This window comes from Microbulbifer maximicatervae (SeqCode) (assembly GCF_052468095.1).
In genome coordinates, this window is record NZ_CP174332.1 from 3,636,481 (window position 1) to 3,655,789 (window position 19,309).

At 47.1% G+C, this 19,309-nt stretch carries 16 protein-coding genes; 6 read left to right on the plus strand and 10 right to left on the minus strand.

Annotated features, from left to right (window positions below):
- Window positions 1–84: 84 nt before the first annotated feature.
- Window positions 85–1,560: a Na+/H+ antiporter NhaA gene (nhaA, locus tag ACJJIL_RS15885; protein ID WP_444894797.1), complete on the minus strand. Its 1,476-nt coding sequence runs from the start codon at window positions 1,558–1,560 to the stop codon at window positions 85–87.
- 126 nt (window positions 1,561–1,686) lie between these two features.
- Between nhaA and ACJJIL_RS15890 the strand changes: the two genes are divergently transcribed.
- Both ACJJIL_RS15890 and ACJJIL_RS15895 read left to right on the plus strand, forming a co-directional pair.
- Window positions 1,687–2,448, plus strand: coding sequence for a TlyA family RNA methyltransferase (locus tag ACJJIL_RS15890; RefSeq protein ID WP_444894798.1), 762 nt, complete (start codon window positions 1,687–1,689; stop codon window positions 2,446–2,448).
- 299 nt (window positions 2,449–2,747) lie between these two features.
- Window positions 2,748–3,251: a thermonuclease family protein gene (locus ACJJIL_RS15895; protein WP_445360173.1), complete on the plus strand. Its 504-nt coding sequence runs from the start codon at window positions 2,748–2,750 to the stop codon at window positions 3,249–3,251.
- 375 nt (window positions 3,252–3,626) lie between these two features.
- Here ACJJIL_RS15895 and ACJJIL_RS15900 read toward each other — a convergent pair whose 3' ends face one another.
- The 6 genes from ACJJIL_RS15900 to ACJJIL_RS15925 all read right to left on the minus strand — a co-directional run bounded on the left by ACJJIL_RS15900 (window position 3,627) and on the right by ACJJIL_RS15925 (window position 8,792).
- Window positions 3,627–4,664 carry an energy transducer TonB gene (locus tag ACJJIL_RS15900; protein ID WP_445360174.1) on the minus strand — a complete coding sequence of 346 codons (1,038 nt, stop codon included), beginning with the start codon at window positions 4,662–4,664 and terminating at the stop codon, window positions 3,627–3,629.
- A 423-nt stretch (window positions 4,665–5,087) separates the two neighbouring features.
- Window positions 5,088–6,275, minus strand: a complete 1,188-nt coding sequence (locus ACJJIL_RS15905; protein WP_445360175.1) for an alpha/beta hydrolase-fold protein — start codon at window positions 6,273–6,275, stop codon at window positions 5,088–5,090.
- Between the two features lie 204 nt (window positions 6,276–6,479).
- The gene (locus tag ACJJIL_RS15910; protein WP_444894801.1) at window positions 6,480–7,220 is read right to left on the minus strand and encodes an NUDIX domain-containing protein; all 741 of its coding nucleotides are present in this window, start codon (window positions 7,218–7,220) and stop codon (window positions 6,480–6,482) included.
- Between the two features lie 120 nt (window positions 7,221–7,340).
- The gene (locus ACJJIL_RS15915; RefSeq protein WP_413664801.1) at window positions 7,341–7,736 is read right to left on the minus strand and encodes a GNAT family N-acetyltransferase; all 396 of its coding nucleotides are present in this window, start codon (window positions 7,734–7,736) and stop codon (window positions 7,341–7,343) included.
- 82 nt (window positions 7,737–7,818) lie between these two features.
- Window positions 7,819–8,292 (minus strand): OsmC family protein, encoded by a 474-nt coding sequence (locus ACJJIL_RS15920; RefSeq protein ID WP_413664800.1) that lies wholly within the window; start codon window positions 8,290–8,292, stop codon window positions 7,819–7,821.
- 155 nt (window positions 8,293–8,447) lie between these two features.
- Window positions 8,448–8,792: a 4a-hydroxytetrahydrobiopterin dehydratase gene (locus ACJJIL_RS15925; RefSeq protein WP_108732232.1), complete on the minus strand. Its 345-nt coding sequence runs from the start codon at window positions 8,790–8,792 to the stop codon at window positions 8,448–8,450.
- A gap of 207 nt (window positions 8,793–8,999) precedes the next feature.
- Between ACJJIL_RS15925 and ACJJIL_RS15930 the strand changes: the two genes are divergently transcribed.
- Window positions 9,000–10,823, plus strand: a complete 1,824-nt coding sequence (locus ACJJIL_RS15930) for a DUF885 domain-containing protein (protein WP_445360176.1) — start codon at window positions 9,000–9,002, stop codon at window positions 10,821–10,823.
- A 42-nt stretch (window positions 10,824–10,865) separates the two neighbouring features.
- On the opposite strand, the gene ACJJIL_RS15935 is transcribed toward ACJJIL_RS15930, so the two are convergent.
- Entirely contained in the window at window positions 10,866–12,374 is a 1,509-nt protein-coding gene (locus tag ACJJIL_RS15935) for a fumarate hydratase (protein ID WP_444916386.1), read from the minus strand.
- A 152-nt stretch (window positions 12,375–12,526) separates the two neighbouring features.
- The gene (locus ACJJIL_RS15940) at window positions 12,527–13,285 is read right to left on the minus strand and encodes a coiled-coil domain-containing protein (RefSeq protein WP_282931689.1); all 759 of its coding nucleotides are present in this window, start codon (window positions 13,283–13,285) and stop codon (window positions 12,527–12,529) included.
- Between the two features lie 332 nt (window positions 13,286–13,617).
- Between ACJJIL_RS15940 and sodB the strand changes: the two genes are divergently transcribed.
- From sodB to ACJJIL_RS15955, 3 genes are all read left to right on the plus strand, one after another.
- The gene (sodB, locus tag ACJJIL_RS15945) at window positions 13,618–14,199 is read left to right on the plus strand and encodes a superoxide dismutase [Fe] (RefSeq protein ID WP_108732228.1); all 582 of its coding nucleotides are present in this window, start codon (window positions 13,618–13,620) and stop codon (window positions 14,197–14,199) included.
- Window positions 14,200–14,434: 235 nt separating this feature from the next.
- On the plus strand, window positions 14,435–16,312 hold the full coding sequence (locus ACJJIL_RS15950; RefSeq protein WP_444894804.1) for a DUF885 domain-containing protein: 1,878 nt from the start codon (window positions 14,435–14,437) through the stop codon (window positions 16,310–16,312).
- A 428-nt stretch (window positions 16,313–16,740) separates the two neighbouring features.
- Window positions 16,741–18,627, plus strand: a complete 1,887-nt coding sequence (locus ACJJIL_RS15955) for a DUF885 domain-containing protein (protein WP_445360177.1) — start codon at window positions 16,741–16,743, stop codon at window positions 18,625–18,627.
- 117 nt (window positions 18,628–18,744) lie between these two features.
- On the opposite strand, the gene ACJJIL_RS15960 is transcribed toward ACJJIL_RS15955, so the two are convergent.
- Window positions 18,745–19,140, minus strand: a complete 396-nt coding sequence (locus ACJJIL_RS15960) for a cupin domain-containing protein (RefSeq protein ID WP_445360178.1) — start codon at window positions 19,138–19,140, stop codon at window positions 18,745–18,747.
- Window positions 19,141–19,309: the final 169 nt, after the last annotated feature.

Genomic DNA, 19,309 nt, shown 5'->3' on the forward strand with positions numbered 1-19,309 from the left:
TACATTAACAATGGGAACTGGAAACTAATGGAATCAGGCCTCTCCAGGACCGAGACGCAGTGACATCAGAAACGCTAAAACAACTTAACCCTGGCGACCGGGCTGCTGTTCTACGTCTTCCCCTTCCCCAAGGCTATCGCTGCCACCTTCATCTAGGGGCTCCCCCTCCCCATGAACTTCAAACTCATCGGCCACCGGAGCTTTGCGCAATACCAGGAACCCAGCCACTCCAGCAATTACTGATGCCAGTAGGATACCCGCTTTAGCTTGGATCAACAGCTCATATTCAGAGCTAAAGGCCAGCTCGGCAATGAAGATCGACATAGTGAAGCCAATCCCGCCAAGGAGTGCAACACCGACAATATGTTGGAAATTGGCGGACTTAGGCAACTTGCCCCAGCCAAGCTTCCAGCCAATCCAGGTGGCGCCAACGATACCTACCAGCTTGCCCACAACCAAGCCGGAAATGACCCCAAGGGTGACAGGGTTTATCACTGCCGAAGAACTGGTAAAACTACTAAAGGGAATACCGGCGTTAGCCAATGCAAAAATAGGGATTATTACGAAGCCCACCGGTGTGTGCAGGCGGGTTTCCATGCGCTGTAGCGGCGATTGCGCCAGGTTGACGCCATTTCCCAGCGCCATCACTCGGGCGCGCAACGCATCGTTAGCAATAATCTTATCGCCTGGACGGAAACAGCGGTCAAAGCTGCGAATAATATCCTTTACAAAGGTACTAAAAGCCACCGGGTCATATTTGGGTTTGGCCGGCAGTGCCATTGCCGTAATCACCCCCGCAATAGTCGCATGTACCCCCGCCAGGTAGAACTCATACCAGAGCAGCACACCGACAAATACATAGGCTGGAGAACTGCGAACCCCTGCCGCTTTTAGCAGCCACATAATCACTACCAGGCAACCCGCCGCAATCAGCGCAGTGATATTCACCTGTTCGGTATACCAGATTGCAATCACTAAAATTGCGCCCAAATCATCCACAATGGCTAGCGCAACCAGGAAAGTAACTACCGCACGAGGCACCCGATTCCCCAAAAGGGCAATACAGCCGACAGCAAATGCTATATCCGTAGCCATGGGAATGCCCCAGCCGCGTTCTGCACCACTATCCGCATTAAAAGAAGCGTAAATAAGTGCCGGCACCACCATTCCGCCAATTGCCGCCATCACCGGAAGTACAGCCTGGCGAAGGTCGGACAACTCTCCCACCATAAATTCGCGCTTTAATTCCAATCCCACCAGAAAGAAAAAGATCGCCATCAAGCCATCGTTGATCCAGTGATGTAAGGAGAGAGAGAATTCCCAGTTTCCCGCGCTGAGGCTGATGGGCATGTGCAACAGGTGCTTGTAAGCCTCCTGCAAAGGAGAGTTGGCTATAACCAACGCCGCCAGAGCAGATAGCATCAACAAAATACCACTGCTGCTTTGGCGATGGATAAATTCTTCAAAGGGAGTAACCAGGCGCCCAAAGGCACCCTCAAGTGGCGCCTCAAAGACCTTTCCCTTGCGAATTTTGAACTTATCCAGAACGCTTTTTGCCATCAGCTAACATCCTCCTTACTAAAGATTAGTCCCACAATTTGCGGAGCCGCACTTCTACCTGCTGGAGCCAGAGGTTAGCATGGGCCCTGTATTCTCAATTATGTAAACAGGATTGCACCGCGAAACATGACCCGATTGGATCAACTGCTTGTACAGAGAGAGCTGGCAAACTCCCGCACCCATGCAAAGAAACTGATTGATGCCGGAAGGGTCATGGTATCCGATGGCGGTACCCTCCAGCCCGCGCGCAAGGCCGGGCAGAGCATTCCAGAAGATTGCGCCCTTGAAGTCACCCCCCTACCGGAAGACCAGTATGTTTCCCGAGCGGGCGTGAAATTGGCCGCCATCCTCGACCAGACAGGACTAAACCCCTCTGGGTGGCACGCACTGGATGTTGGCTGCTCTACTGGCGGTTTTAGCGACTGCCTACTTCAACGGGGAGCAGCATCAGTCGTCGGTGTTGATGTTGGGCGAGATCAGTTGGCGCAGAAGTTACTGGATGACCCCCGTATGCACCTATTTGAAGGGGTAAATGCACGCCACCTGGAAGCCTCCCAAATCTCCCCTCACGGAGACACAGGTTTTGATGCCATCGTTATGGATGTCTCTTTTATTTCCCAAGCACTCATTCTGCCGCAGTTACCCGCCTTGCTTAAACCTTCGGGGCAACTCTTAAGTCTGGTTAAACCGCAATTTGAAGTGGGCCCGGAGGGGATCGGCAAGGGTGGTCTGGTGCGAGATGCCAAATACTACCCGGAGGTGCGCGAGCGCATTACTGCCTTATGTGAAGACTTGGGACTTGAAGTGAAAGAGTATATTGACAGTCCAATAAAAGGCGGCGATGGCAACCGGGAGTTTTTACTCTGGGCAAGTCCACGCCAAGCTTAAAGTATCTTTGAATAAATCAACTCTATTTCCATCTCCGATAGCTCTTGAAGATAAGAGCTATCGGTCCGCGCAAAATAAAAATTAACTCCACCATCTTAACGCTTACCACCCTCTCATATACCTTGGCCATAGATTTCAGTACATCTTTTACCACATGGTTAAAAGCTACTCCCTCCTATTAAAAATGTGACCTCACCATACATTTAATAAAAATCCATTTTTTATATCACTATTTATACATAGCAACGTAACAACCCCTACCTATGCTGCGCCATGTAACTTTATCTAGGATAATCATAATGAAAAGACTACTTATCATGGCGGCCCTATCTACTTCGACACAGGCAGCGCCGTTAACAAACTATCAAATTATTGATGGCGATACAGTTCACGGTTACGTCGACAGTGAGTACGTAAAGATCCGTTTAAACTGCATTGATGCCCCTGAAACCAATCCCAACACCCAATCTTACGGATCCGAAGCCACTCAAACTCTCAGCTACTTATTGTCATTTGGTTCAGTTGATTTCGAATCTACCGGAAAAGATGTCTATGGCCGGGAGACCGGGTACTTATATGTGAATGGTTACAATATCAATCAGGAAATGGTGATACGTGGGGCTGCCTGGAATTATGAATACTACTGCGGCAGCGAATTTGAACTAGAGCAGGAATTCGCCTACTACTACGGCCTTGGGTTATGGTCGGATGCTGATGCTATAGACCCCTACTGTTTTCGCAAGAACTTGGACTATGATTACTGTTACTACAACCCAGAGCACAACTTAACTTTAGATAACTAGATCAAACGCAATAAAAATCAGAAAAATACTGCATCAAATAACTTGGCAATCTGACTTTAGGAAAACAGTAGAACTTCAGATCACCAAGTTGAGTATAACCATTGAAAACAATAGCTACTTAACTTCTAAAGTAGCGATTCTAATTTGGATTAGTTCATATTTGATCTGACAGTTACTGGTTTTTCTGGAGGTACTCTGTCAGGTCAAGTCTGAATTACTACAATTTATCAGAAATTTATTAGAGTAATCATTTGACAAACTATTACTATCTGGACCCCCGACAAAGCAGGGACCCTCTTGAATTAAGCCTCTATTTTACAGCGATATGCAGCCAACAAAAATAGATACCCAAAGCAATCAAATTGCCCCGCCCTATTAACCTCTTAGCTCAACAATTTCAACTTTAGTGCCCTCCTCACCATAAACATACACGGTACATGCCCCCCAACTTTCCGGCACTTTCCAAGTATTATCCAGCAAAAATTCAAAGACCTGCCTATTTCTATCGCACCTTAATTCAAACTTATCAACACTACCAACTATGTTTTGATAATAGAACTTTCTTCTATTGAGCTTATATGGCCAGTTTTCATACTCGCCAATGGCACCACTAACAGCAATAGGACTATCACTAGCAAGAAAAATTTTGATCTTTTCTTCAATACTGCTTAACTCTAAGATCTTATCCTCATACTTACCATCCGAAAATTCTTTCATCTTGGAAAAGGTATCCAAGGCATCCGCATAGTAGGCACGCTCAACTTGCGTTAGAAATAAAATTTCCAATGCAGTCATATAAAAATTATCAGGAAGATAAACGCCATCATAAGCTATCGACTTTAACAGGTTTCTATAAGCTGCCTCTTTGCTCCCCTGTGCCAAATTGTATTGTGCCTTTAACCACCAAAACCAGGAATCCTCATAGTGATTCCATTTCTCACGCTTTCCCAGCTTTTTAATTTTTACTTCGGCCTCATCGAGACTACCATTCTTAATGAGAGAGGCCGCTTCCTTATATCTTAAAACAAAAGAACGCCTTGCCCCGGAGGATGTCCTTTTCATATTAAAACTAAACTTACTCCGAGTATAAATTTGCTCTACCGGATTTCCATTTAATGTCGCTGGCTCCCAAGTCCATGCTTTAATATTACTTAACGCACTCCTCTCAAATTGTTTATTGCCGCTAGAATCGACAACTATCGCATCAACTGCAACACCCTCAACCGAAACAACATAACTCAAAACAACCCACCCCTCTCTTTGGGAGCGAGCTTCTGAGGGCGGAAACTTAAGCGGAGAACGCTCAATTAATTTTGCACCAGTAAAAATATCCCCAACTGCCTCGCCTTTACTTTCCCCAGAAAATACCCAACCAGAAAAAAGTAAAAAAAACGGGAGAATCACCCTTCTCATCAAACAACCTTACCATAATAAATTGCCCTAAAATTTAAATAGTCAGTTCAAGCTTTAGGGATACCTAGCCACACTCAACTATAACTTCCTTATGGGCACAAACAGAAAATATTATTTTGCCGATATAATCAAACCTGATTATCACAAGTATACTCACAGGTTATACTGAAATAATATCAAATAGATAAGGCTACTTCCAGCTAACACTGAGCTCATATTGAAAGCTCAAATTACAGATCAGTGCACGACTTTATGAGGGTTTAGCTCAAACATTTCTCTTTGAGCGTCAACTGTCTAACCCTCACTCTCAAAAGAGTTTCCAACCTGCTTGTGCGGCAATCAATCGAGCAACTATCAACGAGCCTTTTTCACCATCTACTCAAGGGCAGCACTCGACTATAAGGAGCTAGATTTAAATAAGAACTAAAATATCAATAACTCAGACATTCTACTTTTAGCATTTTCATTATCAGGATTAATTAACAATGATTTTCTATAGCAATCTATAGCAAGCTCTTTCTTCCCCTTTACCATATAAGCTTCAGCCAAGCTATCCCAGGTCTTATATGAACCTGGATAAAACTGTGTATTCAATTCGAAAAACTCTATTGCCTTATCAACATCTATGCCAAACTGATCATTATAGAGACGATCATAGCCAAAGAAACTAATAACATCTTCCCTCAACATGAACGTTCCTCCGAGCTTTCTTGAGAACTGTTCGAAGTGATTTTTAACATTCACAGCGGGGCGAAATCTAGCTTGATCATCGATCATATAACCGTCAAAAATTGATCGAAGCCCCCTATAAAAGCTAATAACGGGCATGGTATGATGATTTTCTTCTGTCCCATATGTTACTGAATCTACGTACAGCCCTTTCTTGGGCTTCTCATTTAGCAGCCTAATAAATTCTGCAACATAGTTTTCATCAGGATATACACCTTCTACTCTCTTTGACGTAGAGATAAACAGCCTGCGCTTTTCAGTTGATTTACCTTGTAGGAATTCAGAATACCGCTTTAACATAATCTGCTCATCCCACCACATACTTGGATCAATAGCGATATACGCATTAAAGTCTTCAGGCGATGAATATAAGCTATGGATAACAGGTAAACCTGTAAATGAGTAACCTGCAAGAATTTGATACCCAGATGTCGGATATTCCGCGTTTATCTCTGGGATAAGCTCTTCTCTTAAAAACTCAAGAAATTGATCAGCGCCCCCTGTATTGGATAGCGCCTGATTTTTACGTCCACCATATTCAGTTAGCGATCGAGTAGGTGAACTATCTCTTACACGCTCTTGACTTACGATACCTACAACAATCATTTCAGGAATTACTGGAGTGGCATCAGAACTCAGCTGCCGAACCATACCTGTGAAGACATGAAAGAAACTATTAAAATCTGCATCAAGCAAATAAAGAACCGGATAATCTTTATATCCACCTTCTTTAAAGGATGTGGGAAGAGAAATCCAATACTCCCTTCTCTCTTCGAGAGTTTGCGAGACAATAACCTTTCGCTCACCAATAGTTAACTCATTGGATTGAGCAGTCAAACTCCAAACTGCGGCAATTAAAATTGCTATAAATTTGCCTTTCATAGGAACACTCCATCTTTCCACCAGATAGCCATTTAACCCACTAATAATTTAATAATCAGAAGAGAAAGAAAAGCATACGCCGCGTTCTGGGCTCAATGAGAATGAAGGATTCACAATGTGTTTAGAATGCAGCTTAGTCTTTCCCCCTGCCTCAAAAGTAAGTGGTTAAACTGCGATATATACTCAACTAATCATTTGGATCTTTTAGGCATTAGTCCAAAATATTTCCTGCTTTGCGAAGGGATCCTTGTAAGAATCCTGGCTGACCTGGGTTAAACCAAGCCTTTGCATGGACATTTCAGCTACATGTCTATTAAATGCTGAGATATGCCCTCCATTTAAGTAGTGGTCAATATCTACCCAGGAAGCATGCTTAATTTCTTCCGTATCTGTTATTGAAATATCCCGATTTAAGGCACTTAATTCACATACGAAGTAGATATCCGTATAGCCTAAATTCGTAGGAAATCGGGTAGCAAATCCGAGTACTGAGGAAAACTCGCAGGACACACCGGTCTCCTCATAAACCTCACGAATCACCGCATCGGCTATCTTTTCACCCAGATCAACGGTTCCTCCAGGCAACTTCGGGCTTGATGCTGCACTGTGGCCCTGGACACAGAGCAGTTGCCCATCAAGAAGTACGAATCCCCCAACTCCAACCGTATGGGTTGGGTAGAAGGGAACATATGCATCTTCCTGAAGCTTAAGAACCAGCCTTGTAGCAGAATCCCGACAGCTATGAAATGTAAAACCATGCTTTAGGCATATCGGGATAAATCGGGTAAGTGCATCTCGGAGATCTATCCATATCAACTTTCGGCTGTTAACTCTGGATACTTCTATAATGGCTACCAGTTCAACCAAGAACTGATTTTCCGTACCAGAAAAATTCTCGAGATCCAAAGTAACGCAATTAAAGGAATCAACTGTATGATGAAACACAAGCAACCTATTCAACACCTAAATGATTTCAGTACCATAAACGATATAGCCAACACTGAATCAATCATTCGTTCATTGATGTAAAGCCAACTTCGAATCCAAAATAATAGCTCTGTGCCATTATTTGATAAGATACATCCCTTCAGTGTCTGGACGGCTCAATTCAAATCCAAATTTTCTATAAAGCTCGGGAACATCTGCCATCAACGTAATATATGCTGAAGGAAGGGCTTCTCGATCCAGGTAAGCCATAATGTGCTCCATGATCTGACGCCCCAGGCCAACACCTTGGAATTTGGGATCGACAGCAACATCCACTATCTCAAAATTAAGTGCGCCATCCCCCACTACCCGCCCCATAGCGACAGTTTCAGATTGTCTTTTTATATGGATACCGTACAAGCTATTTGGAAGGCCTTTTTCCGCTGCTTCACGGCTTCTGGGGGTTAAGCCTGTTATCTCTCGCAGTTTGAGGAAATCCTCGGTAGAAGCTACTTTCTCAATAATTGTGTACATACATCGCCGAAAAAAATAAACAAATTAATAGTGCCGCTAAGCCTACCTAGTACCCAGCGACAACCAAACCGCTATAGGCTCCTTAAATTGGAACTTCCTGGATCTCTGTCACCACTTCAGCTTTCACGGAGTTCGCAATAAAACACTGTTTATGGGAAAGATGATGTATTTTTTCTAACTGCTCGCGACTGGGTTGTTTTTCACCGGAGAAGCGCACTGAAGGACGCAGGGTAACTTTAGTCATAGCAATTCGACCATCTTTATCAGCCCCCATAATTCCTATAGCTTCATCGCAATATTCATCAACCACAAACCCCCGCTTGGCTGCAATCGATAGAAAAAACAACATATGGCAGCTGGAAAGAGCCGCTACAAAAGCTTCTTCTGGATCAACGTTTTCAACTACTGAATAGGGAATGGGTACAACATGGGGGGAAGAGGAGGCTGGGATAGATGCCCCACCATCAAATTGCCAGGTGTGGGCTCGACTGTATTGATTATCGGTGAAAATCTGCTCGTCGCGTTTCCAGGTCACCGTTGAAGTATACTCTGACAAGACTTATCTCCCTTTAGACGACACCCCTAGCCTTGGGGGAAAAGGGGCTAAATTGGGATGCTCACCAGCCCTAAGATTACCAAGAACCGGTGAGTGCTATTTCAAATGGTCCATCGCCTCCCAAAGCCGGATATAGGCGCCACAAGAAATACTAGTTAAGCGGCATCCACCTGCTCATCGGTGCGAGCAGCCATGATAAAGTCATTTTTGTGCAGGCCCTTAGCCTCGTGACTCCACCAGGTAACCGTAACCTTACCCCATTCAGTCAGCAGTGCGGGGTGATGCCCCACCTCTTCAGCAATCGCGCCGACACGGTTGGTAAACGCCAGAGCCTGCTTGAAGTTACGAAACTTAAACACGCGTTCCAGCTGCATAATTCCGTCACGGGTCATCGGCGTCCAGTCAGGGATCTGCCGCAGCAGTCCTGGCAGTTCGTCATCACTCACCAGCGGCGCATCGGCACGACAGGCTTCACATTGTTGTTGAGCTAGTTCGGTCATGAATCGGTCCTCAAAACCTTGTTTATTATCGGCTCAATTGGGCCGGCCTCACTCTACCCGCCCCCCCTTAACGAAACAAGTACAGGGCTCAAAAACGCATTTTATCCGGTTTTACCATCACAAAATGGAACCGCATGCTAAAAATATTGGACGATCTATAGCCACCCAGCCCTGGGTCGACATCGGCAGATTAACGTGAGGATTGTCATGAAAGCACACCTCAGTCTATTACTACTTCTAGTATCTCTAGGAGCCTGTGAGCGCCAGCAAGTGGATAGAGAGCGCCTTCCTCCACCAGAGAAGGTTATCCTGGAGGAAATGCGCTCCGAGACAAACCTGGCATTCGAGCAGCTCTGTCAGCAATTTATACACGGCCTATGGAATCTATTCCCATCCTGGGCTCTCAGTGAGGGCTACTATGAAGTAGCCAAAGAGCTTCAGGTGCCCGATAAAAGTTATCGTGAATTTGTATTGGATTTTGCTCAAATCTATGAACGCAAATTTGCAGCCTTGGATAAAAGCCAGCTCAATATCAATTCACGCAGTAATCTCGCTCTTATAGAAAATTTTCTGCAGCGACTGCAATGGCAATATACCCGCTTTAAGTCATACCAATGGGACCCATCCATATATAATGTTTCCCATTCTTTTGCCCTGATCCTAAACACCGACTATGCGCCACTTCTAAAGCGCCTACATACCGTTAGCACTCGTATGCTGCAAGTGCCCGAGTACTATCAGGCCGCTAAGGCAGCTATCTATCGTCCGGCAGCGCCACAGCTTGAATTAGCAATTCAACAGAGTACAGGCTCACTGGAAGTCTTTGGTGAAGAGCTGGAAAAAACGGTTAAAGAAAGTCAGATGCCTGCGGACGCAAAGGAGATTTTCTTACGGCGAATGCACGATTCTCGCTTAGCGATACAAAGCTATATCCACTTCCTACAAAACCTGCAAAAGAAATTGACTAAATCTGGAAAATTCCGTGATTTTCGTATCGGTGAAAAACTCTACGAAGAAAAATTCCAGTTTGATATCAATATTGGAATGAGCGCTGCTGAACTATACCAGCGCGCCATCATAGAGAAGCAGCTAACCCACGATAAAATGACCAAGCTTGCCGATCAACTCTGGCCAAAATACTTTCCTTCTGATTCCCCACCCAACGAACCACTGGTAAAAATTGAAAAGCTGCTGAACAAGCTTTCCCAATATCATGCCACCAAAGACACTTTCAAGAAAAAAGTAGAGCAACAGATCCCGGATCTGGCAGAGTTTGTGACCGAAAAAAACCTGTTAAGCCTGGACAAGGAAAAGCCACTGGTAGTTCGAACAACTCCAGCCTATATGCAAGGCTTTGCTGTAGCTTCCATTAATGCGCCTGGCCCCTACCATAAAAATGCAAATACCTATTACAACGTGATGCCCATAGAGACCTACTCCGATCAACGGGCGGAGAGCTTACTGCGAGAATACAACGACTATATCCTGCAGATACTCAATATCCATGAAGCGATCCCCGGGCACTACACTCAACTGGTTTACGCCAACCAGTCCCCCAGTATCCTGAAAACTATTCTCGGCAATACTGCCATGATCGAAGGCTGGGCCGTCTATGCGGAACGCATGATGCTGGATGCGGGTTACGGTAATTTTTCCCCCGAGCTGTGGCTGATGTACTACAAGTGGAACTTGCGCACTATCACTAATACCATTTTGGATTATGAGGTACAGGTAAAGGGTATCAGCCAAGCAGAGGCGATGAAGTTAATGGTCAGGGATGCCTTTCAGCAACAGGCTGAAGCAGAGGGTAAATGGCGCAGGGCGACCTTAAGCCAAGTGCAGCTCACCAGCTATTTTGCTGGCTTTACTGATATTTTGGCCCTGCGCGAGGAAATCAAAAAGAAAATGGGCAACAACTTTAGTCTCAAGGGGTTCCACGAGATGTTCCTGAGCTATGGCAGTGCACCAATACCAATTATTCGCGAACTGATGCTGGCGGACTTAGCCAAGCAAGGCAATAAATTCCAATAAAAAAGGCCCCTGTTGGGGCCTTTTCTTTAAATGGCGGAAGCGTTACACCTCACCTTCGGCAATCTTGGCTTTCCAGATCAGCGGGCCAGTAGTGTGTACTGACTCACCCTGACTGTCGACAGCCACAGTTACCGGCATATCTTCTACTTCGAACTCGTAAATCGCTTCCATTCCCAGCTCGGGGAAGGCGATTACTTCGGAGCCTTTAATCGCCTGGGCAACCAGATAAGCAGCGCCACCGACAGCCATCAGGTATACCGCTTTATTATCGCGGATCGCCTCAATTGCCATGGGGCCGCGCTCCGCCTTACCGATCATCCCCGCCAAGCCGGTTTCTTCCAGCATAGTGCGAGTGAATTTATCCATACGGGTAGCGGTGGTTGGACCAGCGGGACCAACAACCTCATCGCGCACCGGATCTACCGGGCCTACGTAGTAGATAAAGCGGCCGGTGAGATCCACAGGCAACTTTTCGCCTTTGGCGAGGATATCTACCATTTTCTTGTGCGCCGCATCGCGACCAGTCAGCATCTTACCGTTCAGCAGCAGGGTCTCACCGGGCTGCCAGCTTTGGATATCTTCTGCAGTAATGGTATCCAGGTTTACCCGACGGGTATTGCTGCCCGCTTCGCGGGTAATTTCCGGCCAGTCTTCCAACTTAGGCGGAGTCTGGCGAGCGGGCCCGGAGCCATCCAGGGTAAAGTGGGTGTGACGGGTAGCCGCGCAGTTGGGGATGATCGCCACAGCCTTGTTGGCAGCGTGGGTAGGATAATCCTTGATCTTCACATCCAACACAGTGGTCAGTCCGCCCAGGCCCTGGGCACCGATGCCCAGTTTGTTGACGGAATCATAGAGTTCCAGACGCAGCTCTTCAGCACGGTTAGAGGCTCCGCGCTCTTGCAGCTCCTGAATGTCGATGGGGTCGAGCAGGGATTCTTTGGCCAACAGCATCGCTTTCTCAGCGGTACCGCCAATACCAATACCCAACATGCCGGGCGGACACCAGCCGGCACCCATCTGCGGAACCATCTTCAGCACCCAGTCAACCACCGAGTCAGATGGATTCAGCATGGCAAACTTGGTTTTGGCTTCACTGCCGCCGCCTTTAGCTGCCACATAAACTTCTACGGTATCACCGGGAACGATTTCATAGTGAATCACCGCTGGAGTATTGTCTCCGGTATTCTTACGGGCACCATCAGGATCTTCCAGAATAGAGGCACGCAGCACGTTGCTGGCATTTTGATAGGCCCGGCGCACACCTTCGTTAACCATATCGGTAACGCTCATGTCCGCTTCCCAACGCACATTCATGCCCACTTTCAACTTCACCGTGACAATGCCGGTATCCTGACAGATTGGGCGGTGGCCCTCGGCACACATGCGTGAGTTGATCAGGATCTGGGCCATGGCGTCCTTGGCCGCCGGGTTGACCTCTTTCTCATAAGCCTTGTTCAGGGCCTGAATGAAGTCCTGTGGGTGGTAGTAAGAAATAAATTGCAGCGCATCGGCCACGCTGCCGATCAGATCATCCTGGCGGATAGTGGTCATTGCCAACTCCGATTAACGTCTCGAGGCCGGCGATTCTACACGAAATGTAGGGTTATTGACCCAGATATTCCCAGAAATCCCATTCACCTTAAGGGAAAACGGAATAAAAAAAGGCGGGCACCAAGTCCGCCTTTTTTAACTCAACCGGAAAACTACATGGATGAAGCTGTGGAATCACCGCTGGACTGCAGGGAGCGAATCGCATCGCGAAGCTGCACCAGATCCTTATTCACCGAACGGCGGTAAGCATCGATAGACTCTACAGCCTCTTCATTCGCACCGACACGCATAGTCAGGTCACTGCGCACTGAAGCCAGCTGGCGCTCCAGGCGAGCAAGTTTGTCGGTCATCTCACGCTGGGAATCTGTATTGCCCTTGCGCAACTCTGCCAGAGAAGCCTCTACAGCAGCGATTTTCTTCACGCTGGACTCGAGGCCACTGAGCTTGGTGCTGAGAGCGGCGACTTGCTTTTTGTTAGCCGCGACTGCTGTTTTATTTGCGGAGATACTCTTGCGGTTGGTGTCATAGGCAACACCCCACAATTTGCGGATCTCCGAAGAGTTTTCCTTGGCTTTTGCATTTAGTACTTCAACCGATGCCGTAGATTCCTCATCGGAGAGGCTAAAGCGCTTCTCCAGTTCAGCAATACGGTTTTCCGCATCGGCAATACGAGTCTCAGCATCACTCAACAGGGTCCGGCTGTCCTGCCATTGCTGGTACAGGAAACCCGAGGCTCCCAGGCCACCCATCGCCATAATCAGGGCACATAGCCCCAAGAAAGAGAAACCACCCCGGCGCTCCTCCACGATCACCTGGGGCTCTGGTGAATCACTCCTTTCTTCGCTGGTAGTGAGATCCAGTGATGGTTCAAGAGCGGCGCTGCCGCCCAGTGTGGGCTCTTTGCGTTGCATGGTTCGATACACCCGATAACTGTGCTGATGAGTCCGGTACCCGCCAGTTCTATGCTGCTCTTTCCGGTACCGTATTTTCAGAAATATATGACAATAGAATCCATTCAGATTCGTCGAATTCTGCGGCAGTTATACCAAAAATTGACGAAAAAGTAAGCGGTCGTCAGTAATAATAGACGACAGTCGAATAGAGCTGACAGCAAAAGCTTCCCCCCTTGTGTTTGAGGAAATCGTCCCAAACTTCCCTAATCCATCGCGCCGGCTTAATTCTGAGATGCGGCACGTGTAGAATGCCCTCACCAATAACCCTCAGACAAAGGAAGGAAAACACCATGGCTTTCGAATTGCCTGAACTCCCCTACGCTAAGAACGCCCTGGCACCGCATATCTCCGAAGAGACTTTGGAGTACCACTACGGCAAACATCATAAAACTTACGTAGACAAGCTGAACGGCCTGCTGGAAGGCACTGCTGACGCTGACAAATCTCTGGAAGACGTGATCAAGTCCTCTTCCGGTGGTGTGTTCAACAACGCAGCCCAGGTTTGGAACCACACTTTCTACTGGAACTGCCTGAGCCCTAACGGTGGCGGCGAAGCCACTGGCGCGATTGCCGAGGCTATCAACGCAGCCTTCGGTAGCTTCGACCAGTTCAAAGAAGCATTTACCACCAGTGCTGTAAACAACTTCGGCTCCGGCTGGACTTGGCTGGTAAAAAATGCTGACGGCTCAGTCGCCATTGTAAACACTTCCAACGCAGCAACCCCGCTGACTGAAGAAGGCGTTACTCCCCTGCTGACCTGCGATGTTTGGGAACACGCTTACTATATCGACTACCGCAACCTGCGCCCGAAGTACATGGAAGCTTTCTGGGCCCTGGTGAACTGGGAGTTTGTAAACCAGAACTTCGCTTAATCCCGAAGTCACCAGAAAAAGCGGGCCATGTGCCCGCTTTTTTTATTTCCTTAATGCCCTCCTCCCAATCAAATTCTCCCCACTACTGGCCAAATGCTGCTCCAGTCAGCACAATACCTGCTGATCTGCACTACACATCCCGCATAAAGTGTGGGGGATTTAGGCAATCAACCTAAAGAATGCCACTGGAGTGGCACAAATTAGCAACGAAGAACCGAACACTGGGAATATGCTCATGAAGTTGAAACCAACCCTGATCGCAGCCGCCATAAGCGCGCTGGTAATCAGCGGCTGTGACCGCGGCGCCCCGAACACAGCCGAGCAGAGTGCAACCGCCACAGCCACGGAAAGCACGGCGACTCAAGAAGTCGCAGGAAAAGTGGACCCAGCCGCAGTCAAACGCGTAAACCAGATGTTCGAGGACTTCTTCCAGGAGCACCTCGCCCGCAGTCCTGAGACCAAAACTTTCCTGGGTAAAAAAGAAGACTACGATAAGTGGGATAACCTCTCCCCAGAATTTGCCAAGGAAACCCTGGAGCTCGACAAGCGTCAGCTGGCGGAACTGAATAAAATTGATCCTTCCACCTTGGATGACGCTACCCGCCTGAGCCTGCGCCTGGCAAAACGCAACTGGCAACAGGATATTGATGGCTACAAGTGGCGTAACCACGGCTACCCTGTTAACCAGATGTATGCCACCCATACCAGCGCCGCCACACTGTTGATCAGCCAGCACCGTATTGATGATGTCAGCGATGCAGAGGCCTATATCGCCCGCTTGAACGGCATGCCCAAGTATTTCTCCCAGTTGGAAGAACAACTGAAAGCCAATGCTGCAGTCGGCACAATCGTACCTAAGTTTGTATTCCCTTACGTTATTAGCGATTCCCGCAACCTGATCACCGGTGCACCTTTTAACGGTGAAAAAGACAGCCCACTGTTTGCAGACTTTAAAGACAAAGTAGAAAAGCTGGAAATCAGTGAAGATCAAAAGAAATCACTGGTCAATAAAGCCAGCCAGGCCCTGACTGAAAGCGCCGGCCCCGCTTACGAAAAATTAATCAGCTACCTGCAAGAGCTTGAGAAAAAAGCCAACACTGACGACGGCGCCTGGAAACTGGCAGACGGCGAAGAGTTCTATAAATTCCGCCTCGGTGTTTACACCACTACGGATATGACTGCCGATGAGATCCACCAAACCGGTCTTAAGGAAGTTGCCCGTATTCACGACGAAATGCGCGAGATTATGCGCAAGGTGAAGTTCGAAGGTAACTTGCAGGAATTCTTCGAGTTCATGCGCACCGACAAGCAGTTCTACTACCCCACCACTGAGGAAGGTAAAGCGGAATACCTGGAAAAGGCCACCGCAATTATCGACACCATGAAGGGCCGCCTGGATGAACTGTTTATCACCAAGCCCAAAGCCGATCTCGATGTAAGAGCCGTAGAGGCCTTCCGCGAAAAATCTGCGGGTAAGGCCTTCTACCAGCGCCCGGCTCCCGATGGTTCGCGCCCAGGTATCTACTACGCCAACCTGTACAATATGAACGATATGCCGTCTTACCAGATGGAAGCATTGGCCTACCACGAAGGTATCCCCGGCCACCATATGCAGCTTTCTATCGCTCAGGAATTACAGGATATTCCCAAGTTCCGTAAATACGGTGGTTACACTGCTTATACCGAAGGCTGGGGCCTCTACTCCGAACTGGTGCCCAAAGAATTGGGCTTCTATGAAGACCCCTACTCTGACTTTGGACGCCTGGCTATGGAACTGTGGCGCGCTGGCCGATTGGTGGTAGACACCGGCCTTCACGCCAAGAAATGGACCCGCGAGCAAGCGATCGACTACCTCGTGGAGAACACCCCGAACCCGAAAGGCGACGTGGTTAAAGCGATCGAGCGCTATATTGTGATGCCTGGCCAAGCGACCGCATACAAAATTGGTATGCTGAAAATTGTCGAGCTGCGTGAAAAAGCCAAAACAGAACTGGGTGATCAGTTTGATGTTCGCGGCTTCCACGACACTATCCTGGCCAGTGGCCCAGTCCCCTTGGATGTACTGGAAGAACTGGTTAATGAGTGGGTTGCAAAAGTAAAAACCCAACAATAAATAATAGAAGCGACAGATAAGTACCTGATAACTACTTGTCTGTCTTTTTCTTATCGTCAGTAGAGCATTGCAGAAGTAAAAATTCTGTATAGTTTTTACAATACGGCATTTATTGTTTTACAGGGAAGTCCGGAATGACACTCCGGACTTCTTATTAAGCAATCACCAGCTCCCAGCATGATTGGCACCGTGGTCTTATTTCAACCCCCCCTATTTTCAGCTCACCTTAGCCGCCACTGTCGTATAAAAGCACCAAAATAAAACATACCCAGTATTCCCCATACCAAAAAAGTGCACCGCTCTTATTTTCTGCTGAATTTATATCCACAAAACCAAATAATGGGATGCTTTTACATAAAAAAGTCCATTAACTGCAAAAATAATGATAAAAAAGTAAGAGCTACTCTTTGAACGCAAGGATTGTACTCATGAAGTTAAAAGTAACTCTGATTGCAGCGGCAGTAAGCTCACTCATCCTCACGGGCTGCAACGATAGTGCCAACAATGCAGATGCACATAAGATTGCCCCCTTAGAGGAAAGTGCACTTAATCAGTCACCTCCCCCGAAAGTCAGCAAAGAAATGAGTGAGGCCAGCAAGAAGGTCAATTTGCTATTCGATAAGTTCTTCCAGGAGCATCTAGACCGCAGCCCTGAATTCAAAACATTCTTGGGTCTGAAAGAGGAGTACGGCAAATGGAATGATCTAACTCCTGAGTTTGCGCAAGAAACCCATGAAGTTAATAAGCGTCAATTATCCGAGCTGAATAAAATTGATCCCGCTATATTGGATCGACCTACCCAACTTAATCTTCGACTGGCAAAACGCACTTTGCAACAAGAAATCGAAGCCTATAAGTGGCGAAATCATAATTATCCAGTCAACCAAATGTTCGCCACCCATACCGGCGCCGCTTCAACACTTATCAGCCAGCACCGTATCGATAACATCAGGGATGCCGAAGCTTATATTTCCCGCTTAAATAGAATTCCCCAGTATTTCGCACAGCTGCAAGACCAACTGGAAGAAAACGCCAAAGCTGGCACCACTATCCCAAAATTCGTTTTCCCCTATGTTATTGGAGATGCACAAAACCTAATTACTGGTGCTCCTTTTGACAGAAAAAAGGACAGCCCTCTATTTGCTGACTTTAAGGGAAAAGTAGAAAGTCTCGATATCAGTAAAGAGCAGAAAAAGTCCTTAATAGATAAAGCTAAAACAGCACTAAAAGACAACACTGGCCCCGCCTATAAAACCCTAATCGACTACCTGCAAGAGCTTGAGATACGCGCAACTACTGATGATGGCGCCTGGAAACTGGCAGATGGCAGTGACTTTTATAATTTTCGCCTCGGCTTTTACACATCTACCGATATGACAGCCGAAGAAATTCATAGGATTGGCCTTGAAGAAGTGACTCGCATCCATGATGAGATGCGTGAAATTATGCGTAAAGTAAAATTCGAAGGTAAGTTGAAAAACTTCTTCGAATTCATGCGCACCGACCAGCAATTTTATTACCCGACCACTGAACAGGGGAAAGCTGCATATCTTGAGAAGGCTGCTACCATTATCGATACCATGAAGGGTAGGCTGGACGAGTTATTTATCACCAAACCTAGAGCGGACCTCGATGTGAGAGCGGTAGAACCATTCCGGGAGAAATCTGCCGGTAAAGCTTTTTACCTGCAACCTGCTGCCGACGGATCACGCCCAGGCATCTACTATGCCAACCTCTACAACATGGACGATATGCCCAGTTACCAGATGGAAGCACTGGCATACCACGAGGGTATCCCCGGCCACCATATGCAGCTCTCTATCACCCAGGAATTACAGGATATCCCTAAATTCCGCAAATATGGTCACTATACCGCCTATACCGAGGGTTGGGGCCTTTACTCTGAAATGGTGCCAAAAGAGATGGGACTCTACCAAGACCCCTACTCAGATTTTGGGCGCCTCGCCATGGAGTTGTGGCGAGCAGGACGCCTTGTAGTCGATACCGGAATTCACACTAAGAAGTGGACCCGAGAACAAGCCATACAATACCTGATGGAAAACACCCCTAATCCTGAGGGGGATGTGATTAAAGCAGTCGAGCGCTATATCGTATTACCCGGCCAGGCAACAGCCTACAAAATTGGCATGCTCAAAATTTTACAGCTCCGCGAGAAAGCCAAAAAAGAACTGGGAGAGAAGTTTGATATTCGTCAATTCCACAATGCAGTTCTGGCCAACGGCCCAGTACCACTGGATGCCCTGGAGGAAATTATTGACGAGTGGATAGCAAACACCAGAACTCCAAAAGTATAACTAAAAGGTTAAAACAGAATTAAAAAAGGCCACTATCTGTGGCCTTTTTTAATTTAAGCTAATAGCGCTCACTCTTATACTGCAAACCGCTGCCGGTATGTAGAATGATCTTATCTCTTAGGTATCGCATGGCTTAGCGATACTGTGCTCAGTTGGCTGCGGGGTAATAGTCATAACTTTTACTTCGCTAGGCGTTTCAAATCGGTGCCAGATACCTTTTGGTATAACCAATATTTGCCCGGCTGATAATTCGTTCCGCTTCTCTTCACCGTTGACGAGAAGAATTAGAGCCGTTTCCCCACCTATAACTTGAACAAACTCATCTCCATTGGTGTGTCTTTCCCACTCGCTATTCCCTGAATAGTGGGCTACGTATATTCCACCATCCCTATACTCGGACAATAAGGCAAATGCATCTTTAGCTTCCTCATCCGTTGTTTCGGGAGTTCTTCCTTTTAGAAGTTTAACTCTAGAGAACCCATCATCTACCGTAATAGCTTTTGACTTCGGCACTTACCAACCCCTTACAAGTACTACTCTTACTACTGGGGTGGAAGGAAAGAATACACCGCACTCGAGACACACTGTGAATACATCCCTGTAAGCTCCTAATCGGCATCCATGCCTCATAGGGTCCCAAGCGCGGTGTAGTCTTCCCTTCTCCCTTTTTAGTAACTAAAAC

Coding starts and splice junctions, on each gene's coding strand:
- nhaA (WP_444894797.1), bottom strand. CDS start 1,560: ATGGCAAAAAGCGTTCTGGATAAGTTCAAAATTCGCAAGGGAAAGGTC.
- ACJJIL_RS15890 (WP_444894798.1), top strand. CDS start 1,687: ATGACCCGATTGGATCAACTGCTTGTACAGAGAGAGCTGGCAAACTCC.
- ACJJIL_RS15895 (WP_445360173.1), top strand. CDS start 2,748: ATGAAAAGACTACTTATCATGGCGGCCCTATCTACTTCGACACAGGCA.
- ACJJIL_RS15900 (WP_445360174.1), bottom strand. CDS start 4,664: ATGAGAAGGGTGATTCTCCCGTTTTTTTTACTTTTTTCTGGTTGGGTA.
- ACJJIL_RS15905 (WP_445360175.1), bottom strand. CDS start 6,275: ATGAAAGGCAAATTTATAGCAATTTTAATTGCCGCAGTTTGGAGTTTG.
- ACJJIL_RS15915 (WP_413664801.1), bottom strand. CDS start 7,736: ATGTACACAATTATTGAGAAAGTAGCTTCTACCGAGGATTTCCTCAAA.
- ACJJIL_RS15925 (WP_108732232.1), bottom strand. CDS start 8,792: ATGACCGAACTAGCTCAACAACAATGTGAAGCCTGTCGTGCCGATGCG.
- ACJJIL_RS15930 (WP_445360176.1), top strand. CDS start 9,000: ATGAAAGCACACCTCAGTCTATTACTACTTCTAGTATCTCTAGGAGCC.
- ACJJIL_RS15935 (WP_444916386.1), bottom strand. CDS start 12,374: ATGACCACTATCCGCCAGGATGATCTGATCGGCAGCGTGGCCGATGCG.
- ACJJIL_RS15940 (WP_282931689.1), bottom strand. CDS start 13,285: ATGCAACGCAAAGAGCCCACACTGGGCGGCAGCGCCGCTCTTGAACCA.
- sodB (WP_108732228.1), top strand. CDS start 13,618: ATGGCTTTCGAATTGCCTGAACTCCCCTACGCTAAGAACGCCCTGGCA.
- ACJJIL_RS15950 (WP_444894804.1), top strand. CDS start 14,435: ATGAAGTTGAAACCAACCCTGATCGCAGCCGCCATAAGCGCGCTGGTA.
- ACJJIL_RS15955 (WP_445360177.1), top strand. CDS start 16,741: ATGAAGTTAAAAGTAACTCTGATTGCAGCGGCAGTAAGCTCACTCATC.